The organism is Oceanospirillum sediminis (assembly GCF_014164585.1).
In the GTDB taxonomy this organism is placed as follows: domain Bacteria; phylum Pseudomonadota; class Gammaproteobacteria; order Pseudomonadales; family Halomonadaceae; genus Oceanospirillum; species Oceanospirillum sediminis.
In genome coordinates this window covers 1-25965 of sequence record NZ_JACJFM010000002.1, presented here as the reverse complement: position 1 = coordinate 25965, position 25965 = coordinate 1, and the positions used below count along the sequence as shown (strand labels likewise).

The window sequence follows — 25965 nt, the reverse complement described above, 5'->3', positions numbered from 1 at the left end:
TTGCAGCATTTTTTCTGCCAGGGTGCGGTTATCTTTAGCATCCTGCATTTCAGGATTCAGTTGCAGGGCCTGATTATAGGCTTCCAGAGCCTGTTGCAGCTGGCCTTGTTTTATCAGAGCATTTCCCCGGTTGTAATGCCCTTGTGCACTGGGGTCCTGGCTGAAAGCTTCTATGGCTTTGTCATATTGCTGGTTACGGTAGTAGGCGCTGCCCTGCCAGGCCGGAGTATTCAGTAACTGGCTGGCTTTATCGTACTCCTGGTTATGAAATGCCTGTTCACCGGCTTGCTGAGCTTTTTGCTCCGGAGTGTAGCCCCAGAAGGCATAACCAGGCTCAGCCGGGAGTACCAGGAGTAGTGGCAATAGCAATAGCCAGCCCCGGCGAAAGGCAAGAGCGGCTAATGGAAGAACTGGCAGAAGAAACCAATGCCCCTGTTCTATCCATAGGGGCAGTTCAGCCTCTTTTTCTTCCTTGAGTTCGCTGATAATACTGTCATCCAGCAAGTGACTCAGATCCGTATTATCCAGTTGTAGCTGACTTAGTCGGGCAGAGGTTTCCGCCTGAACCTGTTTTAGTGGTGAAAGGTCCAGTTTACTGATGATAACGCTGCCCTGTTGGTCTTTAACAAACCCTTGTTCGCCCAGAGGTATCGGGGAGCCTGTTTCAGTCCCTACAGCAAGAATGCTCAGGCGTGTTTCTTTACCAAGTGCTTTTTTTATCTGTTGTTGTGCCGTTTTATCAATGCCATCGGTTACCAGAAGAATATGTCCCTGAGTGATGCCTGCCTGTTTCATCAGTATTTCAGCCTGTTCAATACCTTTTTCGGCGGCACTTCCCAGTTCAGGCATGAGTGTCGGGTCCAGTGCTGGCAGCAGATTACGGATGGTTGCGCTGTCTGATGTTAAAGGTGCAACAGTATATGCGTTACCGGCATATGCAACCAAAGCTGTCAGCCCTTCCCGCCTTTGTTCCAACAGGTCCATCAGCTTCAGTTTGCTGCGTGTCGCCCGGTCAGGTTTGATATCCTGTGCCAGCATGGATAAAGACATATCCAGTACAATCACGAGGGCATCCTGTTTACTGTAAACGGGTCGGGACTGTTGACTCCAGCTAGGCCCTGCCAGAGCAAAGATACTCAGAATCATTGCCAGTACAATCCAGCCGGTATAGCCGGGCTGCTTTTCGGGAGCTAACAGCAAATATTTCTGTAGATCCGGTCGTATTCTGGTGGCCCATGGGTTTGTACTATGGCGATATTTCAGAAACCAGAATGCCTGAATCAGGATTATCGGAAGCAGAATCAACGCCCAGGGTCTGGCAAAGTGAAAGCTGTCCAGTAGTTCCATATCCGGCCTTTATTTCAGTGTATCTGATGAAGAGGATTTCATGGTTCGGAGCATCTGGCTGATACTCAGTAACCAGCGATGTGCGAAGGTCAGGCTGATCAGAATAATCACGGTCAGTAATGGCCAGTGCAGCAGACTGTGTCTGGGGCGAAATACCTGTGAGTTCTGTTCAATCGGCTCCAGACGATCCAGCTCCTGGTAGATCATACTCAGCTCCTCTGTGCTGCGAGCCCTGAAATAGACACCTCCGGTTTCCCTGGCAATTTTTTGCAGGGTGTATTCATCCAGTTCCTGAGATGGGTTTACTCTCCTGGTCAGACCGAACAGAGTCTGTACTTCCATCTCATCTGCCCCTATACCTATCGTGTAGATGCGTACTTTCTGTTCTTTAGCCAGAGTCGCAGCCTGCAGAGGTTCAACAGAGCCTGCAGTATTGGCTCCATCCGTCAGCAGAACCAGTACTCTTGCATCCTCTGGCTGATCTTTCAGGCGTTTCACGGCCAGCCCGATTGCATCGCCTATGGCTGTTTGTTCTCCAGCCATTCTTAACTGGATACCTTTAAGTTGTTCTGACACGGTATTTCTGTCATGGCTGAGGGGAACATGCAGATAGGCACGGGTTCCGAACACAATCAGCCCAAGCCGGTCACCTTCACGACGCAGAACAAAATCAGAAACGATATTTTTTACTGCTGACAAACGATCCGTCATCTGTTGTTCGACTTCCATATCCTGTACCTGCATACTGCCGGAAATATCCACCGCCATTAACAGATCATGTCCTTTATTTGGCAGAGGCACAGGATCTCCTGTCCATTGTGGATGACTGGCAGCGATCAACAAAAGCAGCCAGAGCAGAGAGGCAAAAATCAGGCGGGTTGCAGAGCTACGGTGTACCCGAGGTTTCTGATCTTGTGTCAGCATACTGAGCCAGCTGATTTTTAACTGATATTGCCGTGGCGTTGCTGTTGGAAAAAAACGGTATACCAGCCAGGGCAGAGGCAGCAATAGGAAAATCCATGGCCATATAAAATCAATATGTGAGTACAGGGTACTGAATGCTGACATGCTCTTTACTCAGATGCTGTGTTAAAGCCTTAATGACCTGATGTCAGGAGCAGGATTGCAGGCTAATCCATAGTCTGACTGTTTCACTCAGAGCTGGTTCATCAAACTCTGGCTTTTTATCGTCATAAACATGGCTGAGTATCTGTCCTGGACCTGAGCTGAAATCTTTCGTTTTGCCACTCTTATCCAGAAATTGCAACCAGGCTTCCCCTGAAAGGGATGCGACCTCTTCCCGGTCATAATAAAGAATGGCCATCCGGCGTAGCAGAACATTAATCTCATTCAGTAAACGCTGGTCTTCTTTATGCTGCTGGTAACGCTGGCGCATTTGTTCCAGCTCATTCAGAGCGTAAACCCGAGGACGAATTTTTTTCTGATGACGCCGGTACAACACCAGAGCCAACACGGCTATGGCTGCCAGCAGAGGGATAATCCACCAGGCCTGAATAAATTGCAGGATATCTGTTTCTGATGCCGGCAGATGGATATCTTTCAACTGATCAATCAGAGGCTGTTCTGTACTCATTCAATGCTACTCCTGCAGATCTGCTGTTTTAAATCAACGGCAGTTCCGCCGAATTTATCCTGTATCTGTCTGAAGGGGAAAGTCCCGGGGTTAATGATATTAGTTGCTCTTTTTAATAGTTATCTTATTGAAAGTAAAATACTTTATAGTGATTTGTTTTTTTACAGAGTACTGTCTGTCTGTGTTCTTGCCTGGGCACTCATTTATCGGTGTCCGGAAATGATGACTTCAGATAAAACACTGTTGCAGCTTGTCCGGAGGATTTTCCTCAGTAGACAGGGTGATAAAATGACTCTTATTCTGCATAAAAAATTGCTTCAGTGCTTGCTGGCGTTGCTCTGCCTGTTTTTTGTAGCGTGTTCTGTCATCTGTCAGGCTGCCATCAAAAAAGAAACTTTTCTGCTTATCGTGCAGATAGCAGGGGCCTGGCGGCAGTTCTGATTCCATTGGGTCAGTAATCAGGACTGCCAGCACATTGTGCTTTTTACTCAAACGGGATAAAAGCTGGTTATCTGTGATATCCAGTGACCAGAAATCACTGATCAGAATGATCAGCTGTCCGTGCCCTGGCAGGCTTATTTGTTTCAGTACCTGGTTCATACGGCCCGGAGCAGATGCAGAGTGCTCTGTGATCAGATCTGTTGACAGGTCACAGCTTTGTTTCAAAAGGGGGAGAAGCCCTTTTTTCCGTGCACCGGGTCTGATCAGATACTGTTTCTTTCCGTTAAATATCAATCCTCCGCACCGGTCTCCCTGATGGGATAAAGCCCAGCCAATGGTCGCTGCGACATTGGCCGCTTGCTCAGCTTTGCTGCGCTGACTACCGAATAGCATGCTGTATGAAAGATCCAGTACCAGTTGTACCGGGCGTTCCTTTTCTTCCATAAAAACTTTGGTATGGGGCTTACGGGTACGGGCGGTGACTTTCCAGTCCATGAGCCGGATATCATCTCCGGGCTGATAGTTGCGAATCTCACTCAACTCCATCCCTTTTCCCTGTACCCGTGATCGATGTTGCCCTGCCAGCACCGAGGATGTTGGCGTATGTAGCTTTGATTTAAGAGCACCTTTATAACGTTGCCAGCCCAGTAAATGCTCTAACGTCAGTTCGGGCAGAAGCGCTTGTTCCGATGTACTCTGATAGCTTTTGTCTGCATCACTGCTGATTCTGAATAGTGACCACATAATCAACTGACCGGTACCTTCTGTACCAGATGAGCAATGACCTGGTCAGAGTTGAGGCCTGCGGCTTCCGCTTCGTATTTCAGTAATAAACGATGGCGGAATACATCTGGCAGTACGGCCTGCACATCTTCTGGTGTAACAAAGTCGCGTTCTGACAGCCAGGCATGAGCTCTGGCACACCGGTCCAGAGCCAGAGTTGCCCTAGGGCTGACACCATATTCAATCCAGCTGGCCAGATCCTGATCATATTTTTCAGGACGACGTGTGGCGTCAACCAGATGGACAATATAGTGTTCAATGGGTTCCGCCATATAGATATCCAGTACAGACTGTCTGGCTTCCCGGATCTGTTGCTGACTGATAACCGGCAGCGGTTCAGGCTGCTCTGCCTGACTCAACTGATGCTTTTGCTCTTCCCTTATCAGGCGGAGTATCTGCAATTCTGCTTCAGCTGAAGGGTAGGTTAGTTGAATATGCATCAGAAAGCGGTCCAGTTGAGCTTCTGGTAAAGGGTAAGTCCCTTCCTGCTCGATAGGATTCTGGGTCGCCATGACCAGAAAAGTATCTGGTAATGAATAGCTGGTATTGCCGACAGTTACCTGACGTTCCGCCATTGCCTCTAACAGAGCAGCCTGGACTTTTGCCGGGGCTCTGTTGATCTCATCAGACAGAATAAAGTGATTAAAAACAGGACCTTGTTGAAAAGAGAATTGCCCGCTTTCCTGTTGATAGATATCCGTTCCGGTGATATCCGCCGGTAGCAGGTCAGGTGTAAACTGAATTCTTTGAAAATCTCCTTCCATCTGATCTGCCAGTACTTTAATGGCTTTGGTTTTTGCCAGACCCGGTGGCCCTTCAACCAACAAGTGACCATCGGCCAGTAATGCAATTAACAAACGATTCAGCAGGGTTTCCTGACCGATAATCTGATTTTGCAGTTGCTGCTTTAACTGCTGAAAAGTATCCCTTAGTGACATGATTCTCTTTTATTCCTGTTGTTCAGATCTGCCCTGGAAAGACCACAGGTTCGTTTTTGCAGTCATTTTCAGTTGGCTCTGCTATTCATCAGTCTCTGTTGTTAGCCGATATAGGGTTGATTATCAATAAATACAATATTATGAGAATAATTTTCTGCCTTATGCCTTTTTGTAATACAGCTGATGCTTAATGGTTGATTTGTACTATGTTTTCATCAAAGCTAACTAACAGGGCGCATTTATTTCATATTTTTCGGTACATTGTTTAATCTGATTAATGTACTGAGAAAAAAATCAGATGCGAGCCACATCGGTCAGGCTTTTTTATAAGAATCAGATTTTACAGGATAGTTCCGGCAAGCACTGCGGACTCGGGTGCAAAGTCATAGAAAGTCGGATCGGACAACAACTCCAGAACAGGGTACAGGGCAGAGGTCAGCTAATGATGTATCAAGCCAGTGAAGGTCATAGAAAGTTTCTTGGTCAGCTTGAGGAACAGCTCAGATCGCGTTTCTCCGATGAACAGGTCAGAAAAATAATTAACTTTTCCGGTTTTTATTATGCTTCGGCATCGCTGGAAGACTTAGCAGAATACCGTCCGGATGATCTGTATGGAGCCACTGTTTCAACCTGGCACTTTGTACAGAAAAACGCTCTTAATTCACCCAAAATTCGGGTTTATAACCCGGATTTTGAGCAGGATGGCTGGCAATCTACGCACACTGTAATTGAAGTGCTGCAGAAAGATATGCCCTTCCTGGTCGATTCGATCCGTATTGAGCTGAATCGTCGTGGACTGACAGTTCATACGATTCATAACGCAGTGCTTAAGTTTCTGCGTGACGATAAAGGTCAGCTACTTGAAGTGGCCGGCCGTAAAGCAGAGCTGGAAGAAGATAATGGTTCCGTTTCTGCGGAGTCTCTGATCTATATTGAGGTTGATCGTCATACAGACCAGAGCGAACTGGATGACCTGTCCTCATCGCTACAGGAAGTACTGGCAGAAATTTCAACGTCTGTCAGTGATTTCCCGGCTATGCGCGAAAAAGCACAAATACTGTGCAAAGAACTGGCTAATAGTCGCCCTCCTCACCTGTCTGATGGTGATATCAGTGAAGCAACAGATTTTCTGCACTGGCTGGACCATGATCATTTTACCTATCTGGGTTACGACGAATACGAAGTTGTTGATGAAGAGGGTAAGAAGGTTCTGAAGCAGGTGGCAGGGTCCGAGCTGGGTGTGCTGAAGCTGGACGATCCTCGTTATAATGAGCAATCCCGCCATGATATGGCGCTGGATGCGCGCCAGTTCGTACTGATTCCAGAGCTGTTGAGTTTTGCTAAAGCATCTTCTCATGCCCGAGTGCATCGCCCGGCTTATCCTGATTACATCACCATTAAGCGCTTTAATGATGAGGGTAAACTGGTGGGTGAGAGCCGCTTCCTGGGGCTTTATACCGCTTCGGTATATAACCAGACGCCAAGTCAGATTCCGGTGCTGCGTAAAAAGGTAGATGCTGTTTTACAGGCTTCAGGCCTTGATCCTCAGGGACATAATGGTAAGCATCTGACGCAGATTCTGGAAGTTTACCCTCGTGATGACCTGTTCCAGATTGATCTTCATGAGTTGACAGAAACCGCGTTGGGTATTCTGAATATTCGGGAGCGTCGCAAAGTACGTCTGTTTATCCGTGAAGACAGTTTCGGCAAACTGTTCTCCTGCCTGGTATATGTACCTCGTGATATTTACAGTACGGAATTCCGCCATCGTGCACAGCAGATTCTGTGTGATGCTCTGGATGCTAACGGTACTGAATTCCACACCTATTTCTCTGAGTCTGCATTAGCTCGCACCCAGTTTCTGTTGAGATTTAATGGTGATACGGCTCCGGAATACGCCATTAAAGAGATTGAACAGCAGATCATAAATATCGCCCGTTCCTGGAGTGATGACCTGTTAGAAGCACTGGTTGAGCGTTATGGTGAAGAGCAGGCAAATCGTCACTACAAGGTATATAAGAATGCGTTTCCAGCCAGTTATCGTGAGGATTTCAGCCCTCGTGGTGCGGTAATTGACATCGGTTACATTGATGAGTTGAGTGACGAGCGCAAAGTCAGCATGAGCTTCTATCGTCACCTGGAAGACGAAGGCCGCCATCTGCAGTTCCAGTTATTCCATGCTAATGATCAGCTGCCACTATCTGATGTTATTCCGGTGCTGGAACACCTGGGCATGCGTGTTGTGGGTGAGCATCCTTATGAGATCTCCCGTAGTGACGGCGAAACCATCTGGTTGCATGACTTTGCTCTGGAGCCATCTGGACAGGAAGAGATTAATGTTGCCGAAGTTAAAGATGTGTTTAAAGGGGCCTTTGAGCAGATCTGGAATGGTGCCGCAGAAAATGATTCTTTCAACCGTCTGGTGCTGACCGCACGTCTGCACTGGCGTCAGATTGCAATGTTGCGTGCGTATGCCCGTTATATGAAGCAGGTACGCTTTAACTTTGATCAGGGCTATATTGCCTCCACATTGGAAAACCACCCTGGTATCACACGTTTGTTGCTGGACCTGTTTACTCTGCGTTTTGATCCTGACGCAGATTATAGCGAAGAAGCAGAAGACGCTCTGATTGCTCAACTGACAGAAGCGCTGGATCAGGTTCAGAGTCTTAACGAAGATCTGATTCTGCGTCGTTATATGCAGTTGATGCAGGCGACACTGCGGACTAACTACTACCAGCCGGATGCTGATGGCAGGGTGAAAAGCTATATCGCCTTTAAGCTGGATGTGCATAAAATCCCGGATGTACCTCTGCCTCGTCCTATGTTTGAGATCTTTGTTTACTCGCCAAGGGTTGAAGGTGTCCATCTGCGTGGTGGTAAAGTGGCGCGTGGTGGTCTGCGCTGGTCTGATCGTCATGAAGACTTCCGTACCGAGATTCTGGGTCTGGTAAAAGCACAGCAGGTGAAGAATGCGGTGATTGTACCTGTGGGTGCAAAAGGCGGTTTTGTCAGTAAGTGTCCTCCAGAAGGTGGTGATCGTGACGCCCTCATTAAAGATGGCATCGAATGCTATAAAACCTTTATCACGGCTCTGCTGGATGTGACTGATAATCTGGTTGAAGGTGTTGTGGTTCCACCACAGATGGTCGTGCGCCATGATGAAGATGATCCATACCTGGTTGTGGCAGCGGATAAAGGTACAGCGACGTTCTCCGATATCGCTAACAGCATCTCTCTGGAACATGGTTTCTGGCTGAAAGATGCTTTCGCATCCGGCGGTGCGAATGGTTATGATCACAAGAAAATGGGCATTACCGCCCGTGGTGCCTGGGTGTCGGTACAGCGCCACTTCCGTGAACTGGGCCACAATGTGCAGAAGGATGAATTCTCTGTCGTTGGTATTGGTGATATGAGTGGTGATGTATTCGGTAACGGCATGCTGTTGTCGGATAAAATCCAGCTGGTTTGTGCCTTTAACCATCTGCATATCTTTGTTGATCCGAATCCTGATGCTGCAGCCAGCTATCGTGAACGTCAGCGCATGTTTGAACTGCCTCGCTCCAGCTGGGCAGACTATAATAATGCACTGATTTCTGATGGTGGTGGAATCTTCTCTCGTGCAGCTAAATCGGTTGATATCAGTCCTCAGATGAAGGCGCGCTTTAATATTACTGAAGACCGTATGGCACCAAATGATCTGATTTCTGCGATTCTGAAAGCGCCGATTGATCTGATCTGGAATGGCGGTATTGGTACTTATGTTAAAGCCAGTGATGAAACTCATGCTGATGTGGGCGATAAGGCCAATGACAGCCTGCGCATTAATGGTAAAGATCTGAATGCCCGCGTTATTGGTGAAGGTGGTAACCTGGGGCTGACGCAGCGTGCTCGTATGGAGTATGGGGCCAAAGGTGGTGCTGTTAATACTGACTTTATCGATAATGCCGGTGGTGTGGACTGCTCAGACCACGAAGTAAATATTAAGATTCTGCTGGACGAAATTGTCAGTCAGGGCGATATGACCAATAAGCAGCGCAACCAGCTGCTGGAAGACATGACTGATGAAGTGGCTGATCTGGTACTGAAGAATAACTATGCACAAAGTGGTGCGCTGAGCTTGTCGTTACGTATGGCTCAGGAAGGTATTGGTCAGTTCCGTCGCTTTATCAATGCGCTGGAAAGCGAAGGTAAATTAAATCGGGCATTGGAATTTATTCCAACAGATGATGTATTGCTGGAGCGTTTCAATCAGGGAGGCAGCCTGACTCTGCCTGAGTTATCAGTGTTGATTTCCTATGCTAAAGCCGATCTGAAACAAGCTATTGTGGCTTCAGATCTGCCGGAAGACAGCTATATTGAGCAGGAGCTGGAAGGAGCATTCCCAGAAGTACTGGTTGAGCGCTTTAAGCCTGCCATGTACAACCACCGCCTGAAACGCGAGATTGTATCTAACCAGCTGGCGAATGATCTGGTTCATCATGGCGGTATTGCCTTTATTCACCGTTTGATTGATTCATCCGGTGCTGAGGCATCTGAAATTGCCCGAGCGTATGTTGTAGCCCGTGAAGTTTTTGGTATCCACAACCTGTGGCGGCAGATTGAAAAGCTGGACTACAGCGTTAATAGTGATGTTCAGTATGACATGATGCTGGATCTGATGCGTCTGATTCGCCGTGCCACTCGCTGGTTCCTGCGTCCGCATCTGGCCAATATGAGCGTGACCGATGTGATCGCTCTGTATGAACCGAAAGTACGTATGCTGAGTGAATCCATTGGTGAACGTCTGAAAGGCGCTCAGCTGGAAAGCTGGACTAAACGTCGTGAAGAACTGATCGACAATGGTGTGCCTGAAGCTCTGGCTGATCAGGTGGCAGGTACTTCCGGTCTGTACTCTATGCTGGGTATTGTGGAAGCTGAACGTGTGACAGGTGAGAAGCTGCAGCGTGTGGCTGAAGTTTACTTTGAACTGGGACATCAGCTGGATCTGCAATGGATCAGTCAGAAGATTACAGAACTGAATGTTCACGATAGCTGGGAAGCTCTGGCCCGTGAAACCTTCCGCGATGACCTGGACTGGCAGAGCCGTGCTCTGGCAATCAGTGTATTACAGATGGAAGATGGTGTACTGGATGTTGAAGAGCGTGTGTCTCAGTGGATGCAGCGTCATCAGCATCAGGTTCAGCGCTGGCAGCGTATTCTGGAAGAGATCAGCTCTGGCAGTAAAGCGGACTTCCCTGTATTCTCCGTGGCAATGCGTGAGCTGTTTGATCTGGCTCAGATGCAGATGGAAGCATGATGCATTCAATAGCATACAGCACAACAGAAATACGGGGTATCCGGGTACGGTCTTACACAGGTTATGTCAGAGGTTATTATTTCAGTCAGCCTGAGTGCTGAAAAATATCTTGAGTACTACCGCGGTTACGCCTCTGGCGTAATCGCTTATGATTCCTGGGGGCGGAGAATACAGATTCCTGCTAATATTTTGCGGCCATTTGTCACCAGTCAGGGTGTTCATGGTCGGTTCAGAGTGCGTTTTGGACCTGGAAATAAATTCCAATCCATAGAGCGCGTCTGATCCGTTGTGACGAGCCTGCAATGGTGGCGGATGTTATCTGATTTTAAACTTCGGGATAAATAGTGTGTAAGGCGGTATCAGAGCCTGGTTTCAGCGGAAAGGGCGGATGAATTCATCCGCCCTTTTTGGTATCTGTTGCTGGATAACTATTATCAAAAATAGTGAGATTTTCTCTGTAAGTCCCATGCCGCCTCGCCTTTAAATAGGGTATACTCGCGGCCAGTTTTTTCCTGTCATCCACCTGACCCTTTCCGGAGCATTGAATGTACAAACTGGCCCGCAATATTCTTTTTCAGTTTTCTGGTGAAACATCCCATGAGCTGGCGCTGGATAGCCTGAGTGCTGCTAAGCGTACAGGTCTGTTGTCACTTTTTACTGATAAGGCGGTACAGGCCCCGGTTGAGGTTATGGGGATACGTTTTCCTAATGCGGTTGGGCTGGCTGCAGGCCTGGATAAAAATGCGGATCATCTGGATGCCCTGGGTGATCTGGGATTTGGTTTCGTCGAAGTGGGTACTGTAACGCCAAAGCCTCAGCCGGGTAATGATAAACCTCGTCTTTTCCGTATTCTGGAGAAAGAAGCTATTATCAACCGCATGGGATTCAATAATAAGGGTGTTCATCATCTGGTTGAACAGGTTAAACGGCGTAAATTCCGTGGTGTGCTGGGTATCAATATTGGTAAAAACCTGACCACATCAGTTGAAGATGCTGACCAGGATTACCTGTACTGTCTGAAAGAGGTTTATCCTTATGCAGACTATGTCACCGTGAATATCTCCTCTCCTAATACACCAGGTTTACGTAATCTGCAGTTTGGAGAAACTCTGGAAGCCTTGCTTCGGGTGCTGAAAGAAGAGCAGACACGTCTGGCAGAAGAACATAAACGTTATGTGCCGATTGCCGTAAAAATAGCACCGGATATGGATGATGATGAGATCCGTATGGTGGCAGAAAATATCCGCAATCAGAAGATGGATGCGGTCATCGCTACGAATACGACTCTGGAGCGTGAAGCGGTCAAAGGCCTTAAAAATGCCGATGAAGCCGGAGGCCTGAGTGGAAAGCCGGTACGTGATAAATCCACACATGTCATTAAAGTCCTGGCTGAAACGCTTCGGGGGGAGTTGCCTGTTATCGGCGTTGGTGGCATTGATAGTGCGGAAGCAGCCCGTGAAAAAATCGCAGCAGGTGCCAGTCTGGTACAGGTGTATACCGGGTTTATTTATCAGGGACCTAAGCTGGTTAAGGACGCTGCAGAAGCGATTGCAGCTATGTCTGCGAAGTAATAACTGAGTTTTACCTGAGATGTTGCTGTAACTGACTAATATTAAAAGAAGATAAAAAGGCCCGCTACGTCAGCGGGCCTTATCTGTATCAGTTCAGAGTCTTACTTATGTTATATGCTCTGATTTCTGAATCAGGCGCTAGGAGAGGACAGTGGGGTTTTTATGAATACCGGATACCCCTGTCATTCCTGCCCAGGAATCTGCTCGGCCTTCTCGCCAGCCGCTCATCCAGTACTGACGGGTCTGTATATTCTGATTTGGGCACATATCACGGGACTTACCGGTGACACCTGCCTGGTAACCACGAACAAAAGCTTTCTGGGCTGGATCTCGTTTTTGTCTTTTCATAGAGTTAACGCCTCGTAGCTGTTTTGTGGTGTCTGCCTGTTTCCGTAAACCTGATACCGGATGTTCCGGTGTCTGACCAGGCTTGGCGTTTCTTTCCGGATTATGTGCTGTCGGAGAGAAACAATCGGAATTCTATTCAGGCTGACTATCCTTAATTAAACATGTTTTTCCTTAGGCTTTCGCCTCAGAGCATCAGACTTAACCTCCCTTCTGATGTATCTGGTGAACAGTTTTTGTTACGAGTTCTGCCTGGACTAAGCAGGATAATCAATACAGGTGCTATTATTTTATCTGGTTAAGCATTATTGCGAATTCTGTACGAAACATCTCTTTACGCTTAATCGCTATGGCAACAGGCCCTTTAAAAGGCCGGGCCTGTAATGCCTTTGACCGGTATAGCATATAGTTAGTCAGATTTATGCACATTTATACCGGCGTAATGTCCGGCTCCTGACCGGATTTTCTGATTATGTGTGTTCTCAATCTTTTGCGCAAAATTCGAACAACAGTTAATTTGTAGTTGAATTGTCATAGTTTGTCGAACATATTTTTTTCATAAAATCGTAACTTTTTATAGTTTTTAGTAATAAACCGAGTGACTGAAATTGTTCAGTGACCACTTTTTGGCTGAGAAATCATGGCGTTATTAGAACTGTTTTTAACATGTCCCAAAAGCCTGGAAGGCCTGCTGGCTCAGGAATGTGAGCAATTGGGAGCCGAATCCGTTAAGGAAAAAGTGGCAGGTGTGGAGTGTATGGCTTCATTGGAAACGGCCTACCGATTATGTCTGTGGTCCAGACTGGCTAACCGGGTACTGCTCAGACTGACCAAAGGCCCTGCAGAGACAGCGGATGAGTTATATGAGATCGTTCAGAGTGTGGACTGGGATGATCATATGCAGCCGCAAGGCACACTGGCCGTTGACTTTTCTGGTACTAATCGCCAGATTCGTAATACGCACTTTGCTGCCCAGAGAGTTAAAGATGCGGTTGTCGATCAGTTGAAGATGAGAACCGGATTTCGTCACTCGGTTGATAAGGACCGGCCATCAATGAGAGTTAACGCCCGCCTGACCCGTGGAGAGGTGGTGCTGAGTCTGGATTTGTCTGGCAGTAGTCTGCATCAGAGGGGGTATCGTCTTGATGGTGCTCTGGCACCTCTGAAAGAAAACCTGGCAGCGGCTATTCTGATTCGCAGTGGCTGGCCTGAACTGGCCAAAAAAGATGCACCTTTGCTGGACCCTATGTGTGGTTCTGGTACGTTATTGATTGAGGCTGCATTAATTGCTATGGATCAGGCTCCGGGTCTGAATCGAAGCCATTTTGGCTTTTTTACCTGGAAAAAGCATGATTTTGATCTCTGGCAGGAGATTGAAAAAGAAGCACAGGCGCGGGCCAGCGTTGGACGTAAGCGTTTTAAGGGCTTGATTTACGGTTATGATCAGAGCAATAAAGCGATGAATGCCGCTCTGAAAAATATCCGTCGTGCCGGGCTGGAAAAAATAGTGCATGTGGCTCGTAAAGAGCTGGCTAATTTTGTTCAGCCGACTCATGCTGGTACTCTGGAGTCTGGCCTTGTAGTGACTAACCCGCCTTATGGTGAGCGTATCAGTGATATGCCTTCACTGATTCATCTGTATCGTCATCTGGGGGACCGGCTGAAAGATGCCTTTACTCAATGGCAGGTAGCTGTTTTTACTGGTAATGCCGATTTATGCCATAAAATGGGAATCAGAAGTCACAAACAGTACAGTTTGTTTAACGGTGCTCTGCCTTGTAAATTATTGCTGTTTACTGTACCCGAAGTATCAGAGCAAACTGAAAACCGGGCTGATATTCAGGAAGACAAGCCTCGATTGTCGACTGAAGAGCTGATTTATGATGAGTCAGGCTGGAGTGAAGGTGCTCGTATGTTCGCCAATCGGGTGCGTAAAAACCTTAAACAGCTGAAAAAATGGCGTAATAAAAATAAAGTTGAGTGTTTCCGGGCGTATGACTCCGATATACCGGAATATGCTGTGGCGGTCGATGTTTATGGCGAACATCTGCATGTTCAGGAGTATGCTGCACCAAAAAGCATTGATCCGAGAAAAGCAGAGCGCCGTCTGATGGATGTGCTGCAGGTATTGCCTGCCGTATTTGATATGAATCCATCCAATATTCATCTGAAACAGCGCAAGCGCCAGAGTGGACGTGCTCAGTATGAAAAACTGAGCAAAAAAGGCGATATGCTGACCGTTCATGAAGGTAAGTGTCAGTTACTGGTTAATCTGGATGATTATCTGGATACAGGTTTATTCCTGGATCACAGGCCTATCCGTCTCTATATCGCTGATCAGGCTAAAGATCAGAGAGTACTGAATCTGTTCTGTTACACTGCAACGGCATCTGTGCATGCAGCAGTCGGTGGAGCAAGAAGTACCGTCAGTGTGGATATGTCAAAAACCTATCTGGACTGGGGGCGCAGGAATATGCGTCTGAATGGCTTTACTGGTGATGAGCATGAGTTTGTTCATGGGGATTGTATCCAGTGGTTACAGGAAAACAGTCGCCTGTTTGATCTGATCTTTATGGACCCACCTTCTTTTTCGAACTCAAAACGTATGAAAGGTGTACTGGATATTCAGCGGGATCACGGTAAGCTGATTCGTAATGCGATGAGAGTACTGGCACCGGGCGGTGCACTGATTTTCTCTAATAACCTGCGTACTTTCAAAATGGATGAGGATATTCTGGAGCAGTTTGAGGTGATGGATATTTCAAAAGAGTCCGTACCGATGGATTTCTCTCGTAATATGAAAATTCACCAGTGTTATGAGATCCGTTATTTTGACTGATTGATGGCTGGTGTCATGGATAAACTTCCGGGGTGAAAGCTCCGGAAAATACATGAGCTATTTGAGTCAAATAAATATTACCTGTATAAAATGAGTTAACTCTGATGAATAAGACTCTGTATCTTTACACTACGGCCGGCTGTCATCTTTGTGATATGGCAATGGCGATTGTACATCCGCTGGTTCAGCAACAAGGCATTAAGCTGGAATTGGTGGAAATAAGTGAACAGGAAAGTCTGGTGGAAAAGTATGGTGTTCGTATACCTGTCATTCGTCTGGATGGGCAGGAAAGTGATCTGGGCTGGCCATTTGAAGCGGAGCAGGCTCAGGCGTATCTTTTATCAGACCAGTAAACGTATATCTGCAGGTTAGCTATTTACCCTGTTATGCAGGCACTGACCTGACCTGTGGCTGAGTAGTTTTTATGAGTGACTACTCAGCCTTCAGGCAACTCTCCCGAACGTAACAGATCAGAAAACAGATCCGCGGCTTCTTCTTTGTCATCTAATTTCAGAACACGCTTCATGCCCCGGCTTTCCTGAATGGTGCCTATGCTTTCCATCAGGGTAACGGCTTCATCGTACGACTCGACCAGAGAATGATGGACTCCGCCAAACTGAGTGCCAATCTGTCCCCAGGCCTTTGTCAGCAGCCAGTCACCGAACATATCCTGATGGATATGAACCAGGCAATAATCATGTTCGTTTTGCCAGCGAACAATCACTTGTGCTACTCCAGCGGACTGATATGATTTAGTGCATACATTCTGCAGCTTCAGATTATACTGCAACAGGAAACGTGGTATCTGAATAACTCCGGGTACTGAAAAACTGTACAGTTTTTCAGGCTGCAGCGCGCATTGAGCCTGAAACACTCGCATTTGTAAAGCTTTGATATCGCTGAGTCTTTCGGGAAAGATCACAGAGGAAAACAGATGCACATCGTCGCCGATGAAAATATCCCCCTTATCCGGGAGTTTTTTGCTGAGCTGGGAAGCATAGAGACCCTGCCAGGACGGGATATGACCGCAGATCAGATCAGGAAAGCAGATGTTCTGCTGGTACGTTCCATTACCAGGGTTAATCGTGAACTGCTGGAAGGCTCCAGAGTTAAGTTTGTTGCTACAGCGACCATAGGTTGTGACCATATTGATCTGGAGTACCTTAACGACAATAACATTGGTTTCGCCAATGCTCCGGGCTGTAATGCTAATTCTGTGGTGGAGTATGTACTGAGTGTGCTGACTCTTTTGTCGGATCAGGAAGCGTTTCTGATGCAGGATAAAACCATCGGTATTATTGGTGCCGGTAATGTCGGTAGCCGGCTACAGGAGCGTCTTTCGTCACTGGGACTGAAGGTTCTGGTAAATGATCCGCCTCGTGCCCGGAAAGAAGGAGAAGCAGGGTTTTCGGATCTGGATGAGTTGCTGGCGCAATCTGATATTATTTCGATGCACACCCCTCTTATTACAGAGGGAGATTATCCCACCGTCCATCTGATGAATGAGAAGCGGATTCAATCTCTGAAGCCGGGGACCGTTCTGATTAATAGTGGTCGTGGTGATACTCTGGATAATGAGGCGCTGAAGCGCCGTCTCATGGAAAGTGACGACATTATTGCGGTATTGGATGTCTGGGAGAATGAACCCGGCATTGATCACGAATTGATGGAGCTGGTTGATATTGCAACACCGCATATTGCCGGATACAGCCTGGATGGTAAATTGGGTGGAACCGAAATGGTGTATCAGGCCGTATGCCAGCACTTTGGTTTGCCTGTTCGTAAGAAGCTAGGCCAGCTAATGCCGGAGCCTGCGCTGAAAAAGATCTCTCTGGCGGGGCATGCTCATCGCTGGTGGTCTACGCTGACAGCCGTGCGTGCGTGCTATGATGTGCGTAATGATGATATTGCAATGCGCAGAGCCTTCGGTAAAGCCGCGCGACGTAAGCAGCCTCTTGGACCTGTTTTCGATGAATTACGCCGGGATTATCCGGTGCGACGAGAGTTTCCGACGCTGAAGATTCAGCTGAAGACCAATCAGAAAAAGCTGGCTGATCGACTGGAAAGGTTTGGCTTCAGCATCCGGTTAGGTAAATAAACTAACCGGATTAAAGTCATCGGTCTTAATCATGAAAAAGCCCCGCATTGGTTACAAACGCGGGGCTTTTTGCTGACCGGCCTGAAAATGGAGGCTCAGGATTCAGGTAAAGAGTGATTAACGGCCTTGCAGAGCAGCAATACGATCATCCAGTGGGGGATGAGATGCAAAGAATGCAGACATCTTGCTACCGGAAATCCCCAGAGCTGTCATAGAACCTTGCAGGCCACTGGCGTCTTCATATTCAGATTTCAGACGTTGCAGAGCTGAAATCATTGCCTGTCGATCGGCCAGGGTCGCACCCGCTTCGTCCGCTTTGAACTCTCGACGACGGCTGAACCATGCCACAATGCCAGATGCCAGAATACCGAACAGAATGTCCAGGACAATGGTCAGAACCATCTCGGCAATCCAGCCCAGACCGCCTTCACCTTCTTCATCTGCAGTGAACTGGTCAATTGCGTAAACCACAACACGGGTAACAAACATCACAAAGGTGTTCACTACGCCCTGAATCAGAGCCAGTGTAACCATATCACCGTTGGCAACGTGTCCAATTTCATGAGCCAGTACAGCACGTACTTCTTCCGGGCTCATACGTTCTAACAGGCCTGTACTGACCGATACCAGAGCATCGTTTTTGTTCCAGCCGGTTGCGAATGCATTAGACTCATGGGATGGGAAAATACCTACGTCAGGCATTTTGATACCGGCTTTCTGAGACAGTTCTTCAACCGTGCTCAGCAGCCAGGCTTCAGTCTGATTCTGAGGTTGTTCAATCAGCTGAGTGCCGGTACTCATTTTAGCCATCATTTTGGACATGAACAGAGATACCAGTGATCCTGTCATACCAAAAATACCGCAGAAAATCAGAAGGTTAACCAGGTTCAGAGAACCACCTTCTTTATAGTTTCCAACACCCAGAACTGACATCATAATACCGGCAATCACCAGGACTGCCAGGTTGGTCAGAAGGAATAATCCGATACGCATCATTTTTGTGGTTTCTCCATATCAAGTTAATCTGCGGTTCAGATGGGGGCAAAAAGCATAAAAACAATAGCCAGTCGGAGCCTGATTTCATATTAAGGAGATCCGTTAAAGCTACCGTGTTCATGTCTCGTCAATTGTTTCAGATGAATTGTTCTTTTGCTGGCAGTACTGTCTTGCTGCGCACGATACTGCCTGCACAGTGAGGATTCTTAACAAAAGGACGTGACAGTATTCTGACACGCCCTGCTTTGTTTATGTTCCCCTGGCCTGCGTTTTTATTCTTTGAGGGGAGGCTATTTCGAATAGCTGTTATCTGCGGTGTTATTGTTTATATTTGCTCAGGAAACGGGCTATTCGTGTAATAGCGTCTTCCAGTTGGTCTACATAAGGCAATGATACAATACGGAAATGATCCGGTTCGGGCCAGTTAAAGGCTGTACCCTGAACAACCAGCATTTTTTCTTGTTTCAGAAGATCGTAGGCGAATTTTTCATCGTCGTAAATGTTGAAGCGTTTAACATCCAGCTTCGGAAACAGATAGAGTGCACCTTTAGGTTTTACACAACTGACGCCGGGGATATTGTCGAGCATCTCCCAGGCCAGATCTCGCTGGTCTTTTAAGCGCCCGCCAGGCAGAACCAGATCATTAATACTCTGATAGCCTCCTAAGGCAGTCTGAATCGCATGCTGTGATGGCACATTAGCGCACAGACGCATGGAAGACAGCATGTTCAGGCCTTCTATAAAGTCCGTTGCATTGTGTTTATTGCCGCTCATAATCATCCAGCCAGAACGGAAACCGGCAACACGATAAGATTTAGATAAACCGTTAAATGTCAGAAACAATATGTCATCTGCCAGACTGGCGATGGAGGTATGTTTCGCATCATCGTAAAGAATTTTGTCATAGATTTCATCTGCCAGAACCACCAGATTATGTTCCCGGGCAATCTCAATGACCTCTTTCAACAACGACTCAGGGTACAGCGCACCTGTTGGGTTATTCGGATTAATCAGAACAATACCCCGAGTATTACTGGTGATTTTACTGCGGATGTCATTCAGATCCGGATACCAGTCAGACTGTTCATCACAGATATAGTGGACGGCTTTACCTCCGGCCAGGCGAGATGCGGCTGTCCACAGAGGGTAATCCGGAGCGGGAATCAGAATCTCGTCGCCATCGTTCAGAAGGCACTGCATTGCCATAACAATCAGTTCGCTGACACCGTTGCCCAGGTAAATATCTTCAATAGATACATGATCAATTTTCTTGCGCTGACACTCTTGCATTACGGCCTTACGTGCCGAGTACAAACCTTTTGATTCGCAGTAGCCCTGGGCGTTGGGCAGGTTATGGAGTACATCCTGCAGAATCTCTTCTGGTGCCTCGAAGCCGAAAGGGGCCGGATTGCCGATATTCAGTTTGAGAATACGGTGACCTTCCTCTTCCATTCGTTTTGCTTCGTCAAGGACAGGTCCACGGATGTCGTAACATACATTATTCAGTTTTGTGGACTTCTTTAAGGTTTGCATAGTTATTTCCGTAAATCCGGTTTTCTCCGGTTTATAGTGGTAAACATCTGAACAATCGTTTTTTCTCTGAAAAATTATCGAATTCTCCGGTTACTGGCAGGAGGGCATCGAAATACTCTTGTTCAGGTCTGTACTCCCCTTTTTCAGGGGTTCGTTTTGTTTATAGGGTTTGAACAGCAAATATTTTTGAAAACGACCTATCTTAAAGAATTAATTTCTTTTTGATAAGAGAATAATGCCAGACAAAGGTATGAAATTCAGTGGTATATTGAACACCTTACCGATAAATATATGACTCATGGGTTTTTCAGCCTGGCATGATATGCTCGGTCTGTTTCTGATGACAGATAGCATAAAAATAAGAGGATCTTTATGTCTGAGCAATCTATGGTAGTGCAACGTAATAAAAATGCGGTTGCCTGGCTGACCATCAACAGGCCCGAAGCGTATAACGCTTTATCTCTGGAATGTATGCAGGCCCTGATTTATCACTTAAAAGACATTGCGAAGGATAGATCCGTCAGGGCAGTGGTTTTGTCCGGGAGCGGCAAGGGCTTTTGCGCAGGACATGATCTTAAAGAGATGACTGCAGAGCCGTCAGAAGCGCTGTATCAGCAGACTTTTTCGACCTGTGTGGAACTGATGCAGACCATACAGCAGATTCCACAGCCCGTTATTGCAAAGGTTCATGGAATCGCAACAGCAGCAGGCTGCCAGCTGGTTGCATCGTGCGACCTGGCATATGCCGCAGATAATACCCGTTTTGCAACACCTGGCGTTAATATCGGCTTGTTCTGTTCCACGCCGATGGTTGCTCTGACCCGCGCCGTACATAGGAAGCAGGCGATGGAGATGCTGTTAACCGGTCAGATGATTATGGCCGATAAAGCACAGTCTATAGGCCTGATTAATGCAGCTCTTGCACCAGAACAACTGGAGGAGCATGTCACTGAAATAGCTGAACAGATTGCGGCTAAGTCATCTTATACGCTGAAAGTGGGCAAGGAGGCTTTTTATCGCCAGGCCGATATGGAACAGGCTGAAGCTTATGCATATTGTAGTCAGGTAATGGCAGAGAATATGTTGTCAGAAGATGCTCAGGAGGGAATTGATGCCTTTCTGAATAAACGACAACCCTGCTGGAAAGGTCGATAGCTGGCTGTTGCAGGTCTGCTGAAACAGTGGTGATAGCCTGATACCTGACCAGGCTATCCATTAATACATCGCAGAACCAGGCTGACTAGCAGGACTGAATCACTTTATTCCGACCGCTTTTTTTAGCTTCGTACAGAGAGTTATCGACCCGATGCAACAGCTCATTGATCTCTTCTGAATCCTTCAGCTGCCCGACACCAACACTGGTGGTAAAGTGAACCGGTTCATTTTCTTTTGATGTCACCCAGGATTGCTCACAGCGTAGCCGGATGCGTTCTGCGGCTTTAACAGCGTTATCCAGGTTGGTACCAGGCAGAACCGCTGCAAACTCCTCTCCGCCATAGCGGGTCAGAATATCACTGCTTCTCAGCTCTTCTTTCATGATCTGGCTGAATGCCTGTAGTACTTTATCACCGGTCAGATGACCATAGGTATCATTGATGCGCTTAAAGCGATCAAGGTCCAGCATCAGTACGCAGACCGGAGGTTTTTTCGAGCTGCTATTCCAGCGTTGAGTCAGCTCTTTCAAACGCTCGGTCATCACTCTGCGATTCAGGAGTCCTGTCAGAGGGTCTCGTGTGGCCTGTCTGTACAGGCGAAGCAGCATATGCAGTTGGGCCTGGTTAGCCCAAAGAGCAATAATCAGCAGAGTTGATATCAGCCAGAGGTCCTTGAAGCCATCCAGTGTGAACAGCGTAGCTGAATAGTAGTCGTTATACATCAAAGTAGCGATCAGCCCTCCCCCCAAAGCTGTGGCTTCCATAATCGTCAGAGGAAAAACACTCAGGATGGCAACGAGTAAGAAGGGGATAAAGCTATAACCAATCAGAGGGGTGTTGCTATTCAGTAGCTGAAAAAGACTGGCGGTATAGAAGACGGCAGGTAAAGCTATCAGTATGGTCAGGCAGAATAATGAATGCTGCAGATTGCGTTTTCGGGCATTATTGATAAGCAGTAATATCACCATGCCTGCAAATAAGACCAGCCGGTATAGAGCAATAACATTGAGATCTTCTGATTCCAGTAAGATATAGTCCATTGGAATCCAAAGAGGGGCAAAGATGGCAAAAACGATGCTGAGAATATTCACCCGTGTACGGATGTATTCACTGCGTGCGGCGTTGAAGTCATCAGAGTGATAGCGATTACTCAGAGTATCAAATATATTCAATTCACTGAGCTTACGGTACAGACCTGCGCCTGACTCACCTGATCCCATATCTGAAACCTGCCCTGAATATTGTCGTCTTTCTGGCTGGTTTTCAGCTAAAAGCGCTTGAGCGTGACTAGCAGATGCAGATGTTGTATCTGTTGGTGTTGTTTCGGACGCTGCTGTTGTATTCGACATAATGCTCCGGGAGCCTGTAATCCGAAGTTCCCTGTTCGGCTGCGATTAACGGTCTTACAGTCAGAGCTGGTCAATATGTAACCAGCTCTGGTCAGAATGGTCGCAAGGGTAGCGGAATTTTTTTTAGTTTAGTTTGATTCAGATCAGTATAAAACCCTGCTTGCGACTAAAATCTTCGTTATGGGGGTTTAGTTCGTGTAAAAGCAACTTGTCTATAAATGAGTGCTTTTACTCAGGAGTCTGGTTGGGTGATCCATTTTTATTCTCTGGTGATAAGGTATCCTGATCTTCTTCCTCGGGGGCTTCTGATACTGGCTCTGGAATATCTTCAGGGGTTTCCAGAGAAATACGACCAATATGCCCTGCCCTGAGATCATTCAGCAGAACTTCAGAAGCCTTGTGCCAGTCAACCACGCCGCCTGCTTTAAGGCCTCCGCGCTTACTGGCGATAAGCTGCAGAATATCTTCCGGTGTTTCAGGCATCTCTTTCATCTTATAACGGGTCATCAGGGCTTTTGGATAGCGTAGAGAAAGCTCCTGGGAAGCAAACATCGCAATATCCAGAAAATCAATTGCGGTATTACGGATAGCGCCGGACGTCGCCAGTCTATAGGCGCTGTTCTGGTCTTCAATTCTTGGCCAGAGAACCCCGGGGGTATCAACAATAGCAATCCCGGAAGACAGAGCAATTTTTTGCTGGCGTTTGGTTACGGCAGGTTCATCGCCTGTTTTAGCGATCTTTTTTCCTGCCAGGCTGTTAATCAGTGTGGACTTGCCCACATTGGGAATACCCATGACCATTGCCCGGACAGCTCTGTCTTTTCGAACCTGACCAGCCATCTCTTTGACCAGTTTAGGTATCTGCTTCAGAGTTCGGGCTTCTGTGGTGGTGACATTGATTGCATGGGTGTCTTCCTGAGCGTTGTAAAAGCGTACCCACTCTTTCGTCACAGCAGGATCTGCCAGGTCATCCCGGCTCAGAATTTTCAGGCAGGGCTTTTTGCCTCTGAGTTCAGCCAGCATAGGGTTTTCACTGGAGTATGGCAGTCTGGCATCAAGAACTTCGATAATAACGTCAATTTCCGGCAGAGAATCTTTGATCTGACGACGGGCCTTGTTCATATGACCCGGATACCAGCCTAACATAGAAATACTCCTGAATGATGAATAGCGGCTTGATCTGACAATGCTGACCAGCTTTTTAATGAAGCTGCGCCAGGTAATAGTGATTTTTACTCTGTCTGATCTTAAAAGCCCCGAGCCTGAGGCAACAGGGCGCTGGATTATAACAAGGGGGAGGAGCAAAAAGAATTCAGAGTGTTATTTACTCTGTTCCGGGGAAAAATCCAGCGAAGCTGAATTGACACAATAACGCAGCCCCGTTGGTGCTGGCCCATCAGGGAATACATGACCAAGATGAGATTCGCAGTGCTGACAGCGAATTTCGGTACGTATCATGCCATGACTGATATCTCTGTGTTCACTGATTGCTGTTTCAGAGACTGCCTGATAGTAACTTGGCCAGCCACTACCTGAATCATATTTGTGCTCTGAGCTGAACAGAGGCGTTTTACAGCAGGCACAAAGATAATGACCTGATTCATGATGATTATAATACTTGCCTGTAAATGCTGGCTCTGTTCCTCCGCATCGGCAGATATTATATTGCTCAGGGGTCAGTTGCTCTTTCCATTGAGTCTCTGTCTTGTCTGAAGAGGCTGTCATCGTACCCACCTTTGGATATAGCGCTGATAGTTGTAAAATTTACAGATTCTGATTGTCTTTATGATCCATAAAAAGAAGGCAGAGTTCCCTGGAACTCTGCCTTTTTATGTTTCTTTAAGCTCAGGAGCAAGCTGGGTTTAGTCGTAAACCTGTTTCTTTTTCCACTCGTCTTCCTGTTGCTCCATTTTTTCCAGTTCCTGTGATAATGGGTCTCCGGAACTGCCTTCCAGTCGAGCTCTCTGCTCCATTTTATTGGCTTCTTCTTCCAGTTCATCAATACGTTTCTTAGTCGCCAGAATCCGATCTGTAAACTCTCCGCCCTGATTCTGCTTGCCCATTTCAGATATAACGCGCCGGTAATTCAGAGCTGCAATTTTAGGTTTCATCTCCCGCTCTGCTTTTTTGCCAGCAGAGACGTAGACTTCGATGATGGTCTGAGTAAAGGCTTTGCGCAGTTGTTTCAGGTAACCTTGCGCCTGGGGATGTGTGATGCGTTTATCTTTGTACTGCTGTTGAATGTGTTTATGAAGAATCTTCAGATTGCGGCGAACATTATTGGCTGTTTGAATATCAGTTACAGGAACGGTAGAAACATTTTTATTATTCTGCGCAAATTCAAGCATCTGCTTTGCATTTTGCAAATGCTTAGCGACTTTGTCATCGGGTGTGGCATCGTATTGTTTCTGAAACAGCTCTGTAATTATGGTCGCCAGATGAATCCGCATATTCTGGTCGAGATAATGATCGGGGATTTCATCCAGCAAGAACATCAGGTTTCTGGCACGATCCCCTAATGCACGAACACTTTTTACATGTTCAACGCGTTTTTTCTCATTGCGTTGTTTTGTATACACCACAAAAATTAACCCCAGTACGAGGCAAAGTGCTGCACCAAAAATAATCAAGTTCGTCATTACCAGGTTCCTTTCTTCCTGAATATCTGGATCAGAGTTAAAGTTCAGTAAGCCTTTAATCTTTCAGCGCTATATTTATCGGCCAGATTCAGAAAAATGTAATCTTTTATATCTGTTTGTTGCGCTGGCTTATGTAAATGATAAGAGAAAACACACCAGCGTGCTAATTTTGTCTGTTTTCTCTTCTTCATTCAGCCCCTTAAGCATAACAGTGCTCTGTTATGGGCTGCAAAAAATACGGGAATTGTAAGTTGTTTTCTGTCATTTTTCGGAAAGGTTATGACGTTGCCCCGGATTATATTGATTAAATAGGTTTATATGTCAGGCAGAATATATTGTTATGTCTTCTGAATATGACAGCATATGTCTGTATTAGCTGTTCAGTGTTGGCAGTTTTTTCGATCTGACATAATCTGACAGGAAGATTCTCTTTCCTTAACTATTTTGTCAAGTATGTCTTTTTTCTAATTGCTTATGTAGCCAGCCATTCAAAGGCTTACGCTATATATCTGCAGAAACAGGGGAAGCGATTGAATAAAAAAGGAAAAAAAGTGTTGACGGTGTTAGATATCACCTATAGAATGCGCGCCATCTTTCGACGAGAGGTCGATAGAAGGTTGCGTCCCATTCGTCTAGTGGCCTAGGACACCGCCCTTTCACGGCGGTAACAGGGGTTCGAACCCCCTATGGGACGCCATTTTTTTGATTTGGCTGGTGCTGTGTGGCCGGTTAAATTTTGCGGGAATAGCTCAGTTGGTAGAGCACAACCTTGCCAAGGTTGGGGTCGCGAGTTCGAATCTCGTTTCCCGCTCCAGTTTTGTCCTGTGTTTCTGTTAAAACACAGACACTGCGTCCCATTCGTCTAGTGGCCTAGGACACCGCCCTTTCACGGCGGTAACAGGGGTTCAAACCCCCTATGGGACGCCATTTGTTTGATTTGGCTGGTGCTGTGTGGCCGGTTAAATTTTGCGGGAATAGCTCAGTTGGTAGAGCACAACCTTGCCAAGGTTGGGGTCGCGAGTTCGAATCTCGTTTCCCG

General features: G+C 46.9%; 20 protein-coding genes and 3 tRNA genes. 10 read left to right on the top strand and 13 right to left on the bottom strand.

The window, feature by feature from the left end; translation table 11 throughout:
* The 5 genes from H4O21_RS01710 to H4O21_RS01690 form a co-directional block, all read right to left on the bottom strand.
* The coding region (locus H4O21_RS01710) for a VWA domain-containing protein (RefSeq protein ID WP_182807125.1) at positions 1–1347 on the bottom strand (1347 nt) is incomplete at its 3' end.
* Positions 1348–1356: 9 nt separating this feature from the next.
* Entirely contained in the window at positions 1357–2415 is a 1059-nt protein-coding gene (locus tag H4O21_RS01705) for a vWA domain-containing protein (protein ID WP_182807124.1), read from the bottom strand.
* A gap of 43 nt (positions 2416–2458) precedes the next feature.
* Complete coding sequence (locus tag H4O21_RS01700) at positions 2459–2941, bottom strand: DUF4381 domain-containing protein (protein WP_182807123.1); 483 nt, start codon at positions 2939–2941, stop codon at positions 2459–2461.
* 228 nt (positions 2942–3169) lie between these two features.
* Complete coding sequence (locus H4O21_RS01695) at positions 3170–4126, bottom strand: DUF58 domain-containing protein (RefSeq protein ID WP_182807122.1); 957 nt, start codon at positions 4124–4126, stop codon at positions 3170–3172.
* A gap of 2 nt (positions 4127–4128) precedes the next feature.
* Positions 4129–5103, bottom strand: coding sequence for an AAA family ATPase (locus tag H4O21_RS01690; protein WP_182807121.1), 975 nt, complete (start codon positions 5101–5103; stop codon positions 4129–4131).
* 442 nt (positions 5104–5545) lie between these two features.
* Between H4O21_RS01690 and H4O21_RS01685 the strand changes: the two genes are divergently transcribed.
* The 3 genes from H4O21_RS01685 (at position 5546) to H4O21_RS01675 (ending at position 11973) form a co-directional block, all read left to right on the top strand.
* Positions 5546–10402: an NAD-glutamate dehydrogenase gene (locus H4O21_RS01685; RefSeq protein ID WP_182807120.1), complete on the top strand. Its 4857-nt coding sequence runs from the start codon at positions 5546–5548 to the stop codon at positions 10400–10402.
* 63 nt (positions 10403–10465) lie between these two features.
* The gene (locus tag H4O21_RS26235) at positions 10466–10684 is read left to right on the top strand and encodes a DUF2835 domain-containing protein (RefSeq protein ID WP_182807119.1); all 219 of its coding nucleotides are present in this window, start codon (positions 10466–10468) and stop codon (positions 10682–10684) included.
* Between the two features lie 263 nt (positions 10685–10947).
* Positions 10948–11973, top strand: a complete 1026-nt coding sequence (locus tag H4O21_RS01675) for a quinone-dependent dihydroorotate dehydrogenase (RefSeq protein ID WP_182807118.1) — start codon at positions 10948–10950, stop codon at positions 11971–11973.
* Positions 11974–12111: 138 nt separating this feature from the next.
* Here H4O21_RS01675 and rmf read toward each other — a convergent pair whose 3' ends face one another.
* Positions 12112–12321: a ribosome modulation factor gene (gene rmf / locus H4O21_RS01670; RefSeq protein WP_182807117.1), complete on the bottom strand. Its 210-nt coding sequence runs from the start codon at positions 12319–12321 to the stop codon at positions 12112–12114.
* Between the two features lie 637 nt (positions 12322–12958).
* Here rmf and rlmKL point away from each other — a divergent pair.
* Both rlmKL and H4O21_RS01660 read left to right on the top strand, forming a co-directional pair.
* The gene (gene rlmKL, locus H4O21_RS01665; RefSeq protein WP_182807116.1) at positions 12959–15157 is read left to right on the top strand and encodes a bifunctional 23S rRNA (guanine(2069)-N(7))-methyltransferase RlmK/23S rRNA (guanine(2445)-N(2))-methyltransferase RlmL; all 2199 of its coding nucleotides are present in this window, start codon (positions 12959–12961) and stop codon (positions 15155–15157) included.
* Positions 15158–15261: 104 nt separating this feature from the next.
* Complete coding sequence (locus H4O21_RS01660; protein ID WP_182807115.1) at positions 15262–15510, top strand: glutaredoxin family protein; 249 nt, start codon at positions 15262–15264, stop codon at positions 15508–15510.
* Positions 15511–15593: 83 nt separating this feature from the next.
* Here the strand turns inward: H4O21_RS01660 and H4O21_RS26150 are convergent, their stop codons facing one another.
* Positions 15594–16097, bottom strand: a complete 504-nt coding sequence (locus H4O21_RS26150; protein WP_220495482.1) for a WGR domain-containing protein — start codon at positions 16095–16097, stop codon at positions 15594–15596.
* Here H4O21_RS26150 and pdxB point away from each other — a divergent pair.
* The gene (pdxB, locus tag H4O21_RS01650; protein WP_182807114.1) at positions 16092–17255 is read left to right on the top strand and encodes a 4-phosphoerythronate dehydrogenase PdxB; all 1164 of its coding nucleotides are present in this window, start codon (positions 16092–16094) and stop codon (positions 17253–17255) included. The two genes, H4O21_RS26150 and pdxB, sit on opposite strands and share 6 nt — an antisense overlap.
* Positions 17256–17372: 117 nt before the next feature.
* Here the strand turns inward: pdxB and htpX are convergent, their stop codons facing one another.
* Both htpX and H4O21_RS01640 read right to left on the bottom strand, forming a co-directional pair.
* Entirely contained in the window at positions 17373–18251 is an 879-nt protein-coding gene (htpX, locus tag H4O21_RS01645) for a protease HtpX (RefSeq protein WP_182807113.1), read from the bottom strand.
* Between the two features lie 318 nt (positions 18252–18569).
* On the bottom strand, positions 18570–19784 hold the full coding sequence (locus H4O21_RS01640; RefSeq protein WP_182807112.1) for a pyridoxal phosphate-dependent aminotransferase: 1215 nt from the start codon (positions 19782–19784) through the stop codon (positions 18570–18572).
* Between the two features lie 372 nt (positions 19785–20156).
* Between H4O21_RS01640 and H4O21_RS01635 the strand changes: the two genes are divergently transcribed.
* A complete protein-coding gene (locus H4O21_RS01635; RefSeq protein WP_182807111.1) occupies positions 20157–20939 on the top strand; it encodes an enoyl-CoA hydratase in 783 nt (260 codons plus the stop codon).
* A gap of 85 nt (positions 20940–21024) precedes the next feature.
* Here the strand turns inward: H4O21_RS01635 and H4O21_RS01630 are convergent, their stop codons facing one another.
* The 4 genes from H4O21_RS01630 to H4O21_RS01615 all read right to left on the bottom strand — a co-directional run bounded on the left by H4O21_RS01630 (position 21025) and on the right by H4O21_RS01615 (position 24926).
* Positions 21025–22287, bottom strand: a complete 1263-nt coding sequence (locus H4O21_RS01630) for a GGDEF domain-containing protein (protein WP_182807110.1) — start codon at positions 22285–22287, stop codon at positions 21025–21027.
* 228 nt (positions 22288–22515) lie between these two features.
* The gene (ylqF, locus tag H4O21_RS01625; RefSeq protein ID WP_182807109.1) at positions 22516–23433 is read right to left on the bottom strand and encodes a ribosome biogenesis GTPase YlqF; all 918 of its coding nucleotides are present in this window, start codon (positions 23431–23433) and stop codon (positions 22516–22518) included.
* 174 nt (positions 23434–23607) lie between these two features.
* Positions 23608–24012 (bottom strand): peptide-methionine (R)-S-oxide reductase MsrB, encoded by a 405-nt coding sequence (msrB, locus tag H4O21_RS01620; protein WP_182807108.1) that lies wholly within the window; start codon positions 24010–24012, stop codon positions 23608–23610.
* A gap of 137 nt (positions 24013–24149) precedes the next feature.
* The gene (locus H4O21_RS01615; protein ID WP_182807107.1) at positions 24150–24926 is read right to left on the bottom strand and encodes a hypothetical protein; all 777 of its coding nucleotides are present in this window, start codon (positions 24924–24926) and stop codon (positions 24150–24152) included.
* Positions 24927–25547: 621 nt separating this feature from the next.
* On the opposite strand from H4O21_RS01615, the gene H4O21_RS01610 reads away from it, so the two are divergent.
* From H4O21_RS01610 to H4O21_RS01600, 3 genes are all read left to right on the top strand, one after another.
* Positions 25548–25623: transfer RNA gene (locus H4O21_RS01610), tRNA-Glu, on the top strand.
* Between the two features lie 41 nt (positions 25624–25664).
* Positions 25665–25740: transfer RNA gene (locus tag H4O21_RS01605), tRNA-Gly, on the top strand.
* A 37-nt stretch (positions 25741–25777) separates the two neighbouring features.
* Positions 25778–25853 (top strand) — tRNA-Glu (locus H4O21_RS01600).
* The last annotated feature ends 112 nt before the right edge of the window (positions 25854–25965 follow it).

What these genes read in the sequence shown, in the direction of transcription:
- H4O21_RS01705 (WP_182807124.1), bottom strand. Translation starts at nt 2,415, where the DNA reads ATGTCAGCATTCAGTACCCTGTACTCACATATTGATTTTATATGGCCA.
- H4O21_RS01700 (WP_182807123.1), bottom strand. Translation starts at nt 2,941, where the DNA reads ATGAGTACAGAACAGCCTCTGATTGATCAGTTGAAAGATATCCATCTG.
- H4O21_RS01695 (WP_182807122.1), bottom strand. Translation starts at nt 4,126, where the DNA reads ATGTGGTCACTATTCAGAATCAGCAGTGATGCAGACAAAAGCTATCAG.
- H4O21_RS01690 (WP_182807121.1), bottom strand. Translation starts at nt 5,103, where the DNA reads ATGTCACTAAGGGATACTTTTCAGCAGTTAAAGCAGCAACTGCAAAAT.
- H4O21_RS01685 (WP_182807120.1), top strand. Translation starts at nt 5,546, where the DNA reads ATGATGTATCAAGCCAGTGAAGGTCATAGAAAGTTTCTTGGTCAGCTT.
- H4O21_RS26235 (WP_182807119.1), top strand. Translation starts at nt 10,466, where the DNA reads ATGTCAGAGGTTATTATTTCAGTCAGCCTGAGTGCTGAAAAATATCTT.
- H4O21_RS01675 (WP_182807118.1), top strand. Translation starts at nt 10,948, where the DNA reads ATGTACAAACTGGCCCGCAATATTCTTTTTCAGTTTTCTGGTGAAACA.
- rmf (WP_182807117.1), bottom strand. Translation starts at nt 12,321, where the DNA reads ATGAAAAGACAAAAACGAGATCCAGCCCAGAAAGCTTTTGTTCGTGGT.
- rlmKL (WP_182807116.1), top strand. Translation starts at nt 12,959, where the DNA reads ATGGCGTTATTAGAACTGTTTTTAACATGTCCCAAAAGCCTGGAAGGC.
- H4O21_RS01660 (WP_182807115.1), top strand. Translation starts at nt 15,262, where the DNA reads ATGAATAAGACTCTGTATCTTTACACTACGGCCGGCTGTCATCTTTGT.
- pdxB (WP_182807114.1), top strand. Translation starts at nt 16,092, where the DNA reads ATGCACATCGTCGCCGATGAAAATATCCCCCTTATCCGGGAGTTTTTT.
- htpX (WP_182807113.1), bottom strand. Translation starts at nt 18,251, where the DNA reads ATGATGCGTATCGGATTATTCCTTCTGACCAACCTGGCAGTCCTGGTG.
- H4O21_RS01640 (WP_182807112.1), bottom strand. Translation starts at nt 19,784, where the DNA reads ATGCAAACCTTAAAGAAGTCCACAAAACTGAATAATGTATGTTACGAC.
- H4O21_RS01635 (WP_182807111.1), top strand. Translation starts at nt 20,157, where the DNA reads ATGTCTGAGCAATCTATGGTAGTGCAACGTAATAAAAATGCGGTTGCC.
- H4O21_RS01630 (WP_182807110.1), bottom strand. Translation starts at nt 22,287, where the DNA reads ATGTCGAATACAACAGCAGCGTCCGAAACAACACCAACAGATACAACA.
- ylqF (WP_182807109.1), bottom strand. Translation starts at nt 23,433, where the DNA reads ATGTTAGGCTGGTATCCGGGTCATATGAACAAGGCCCGTCGTCAGATC.
- msrB (WP_182807108.1), bottom strand. Translation starts at nt 24,012, where the DNA reads ATGACAGCCTCTTCAGACAAGACAGAGACTCAATGGAAAGAGCAACTG.
- H4O21_RS01615 (WP_182807107.1), bottom strand. Translation starts at nt 24,926, where the DNA reads ATGACGAACTTGATTATTTTTGGTGCAGCACTTTGCCTCGTACTGGGG.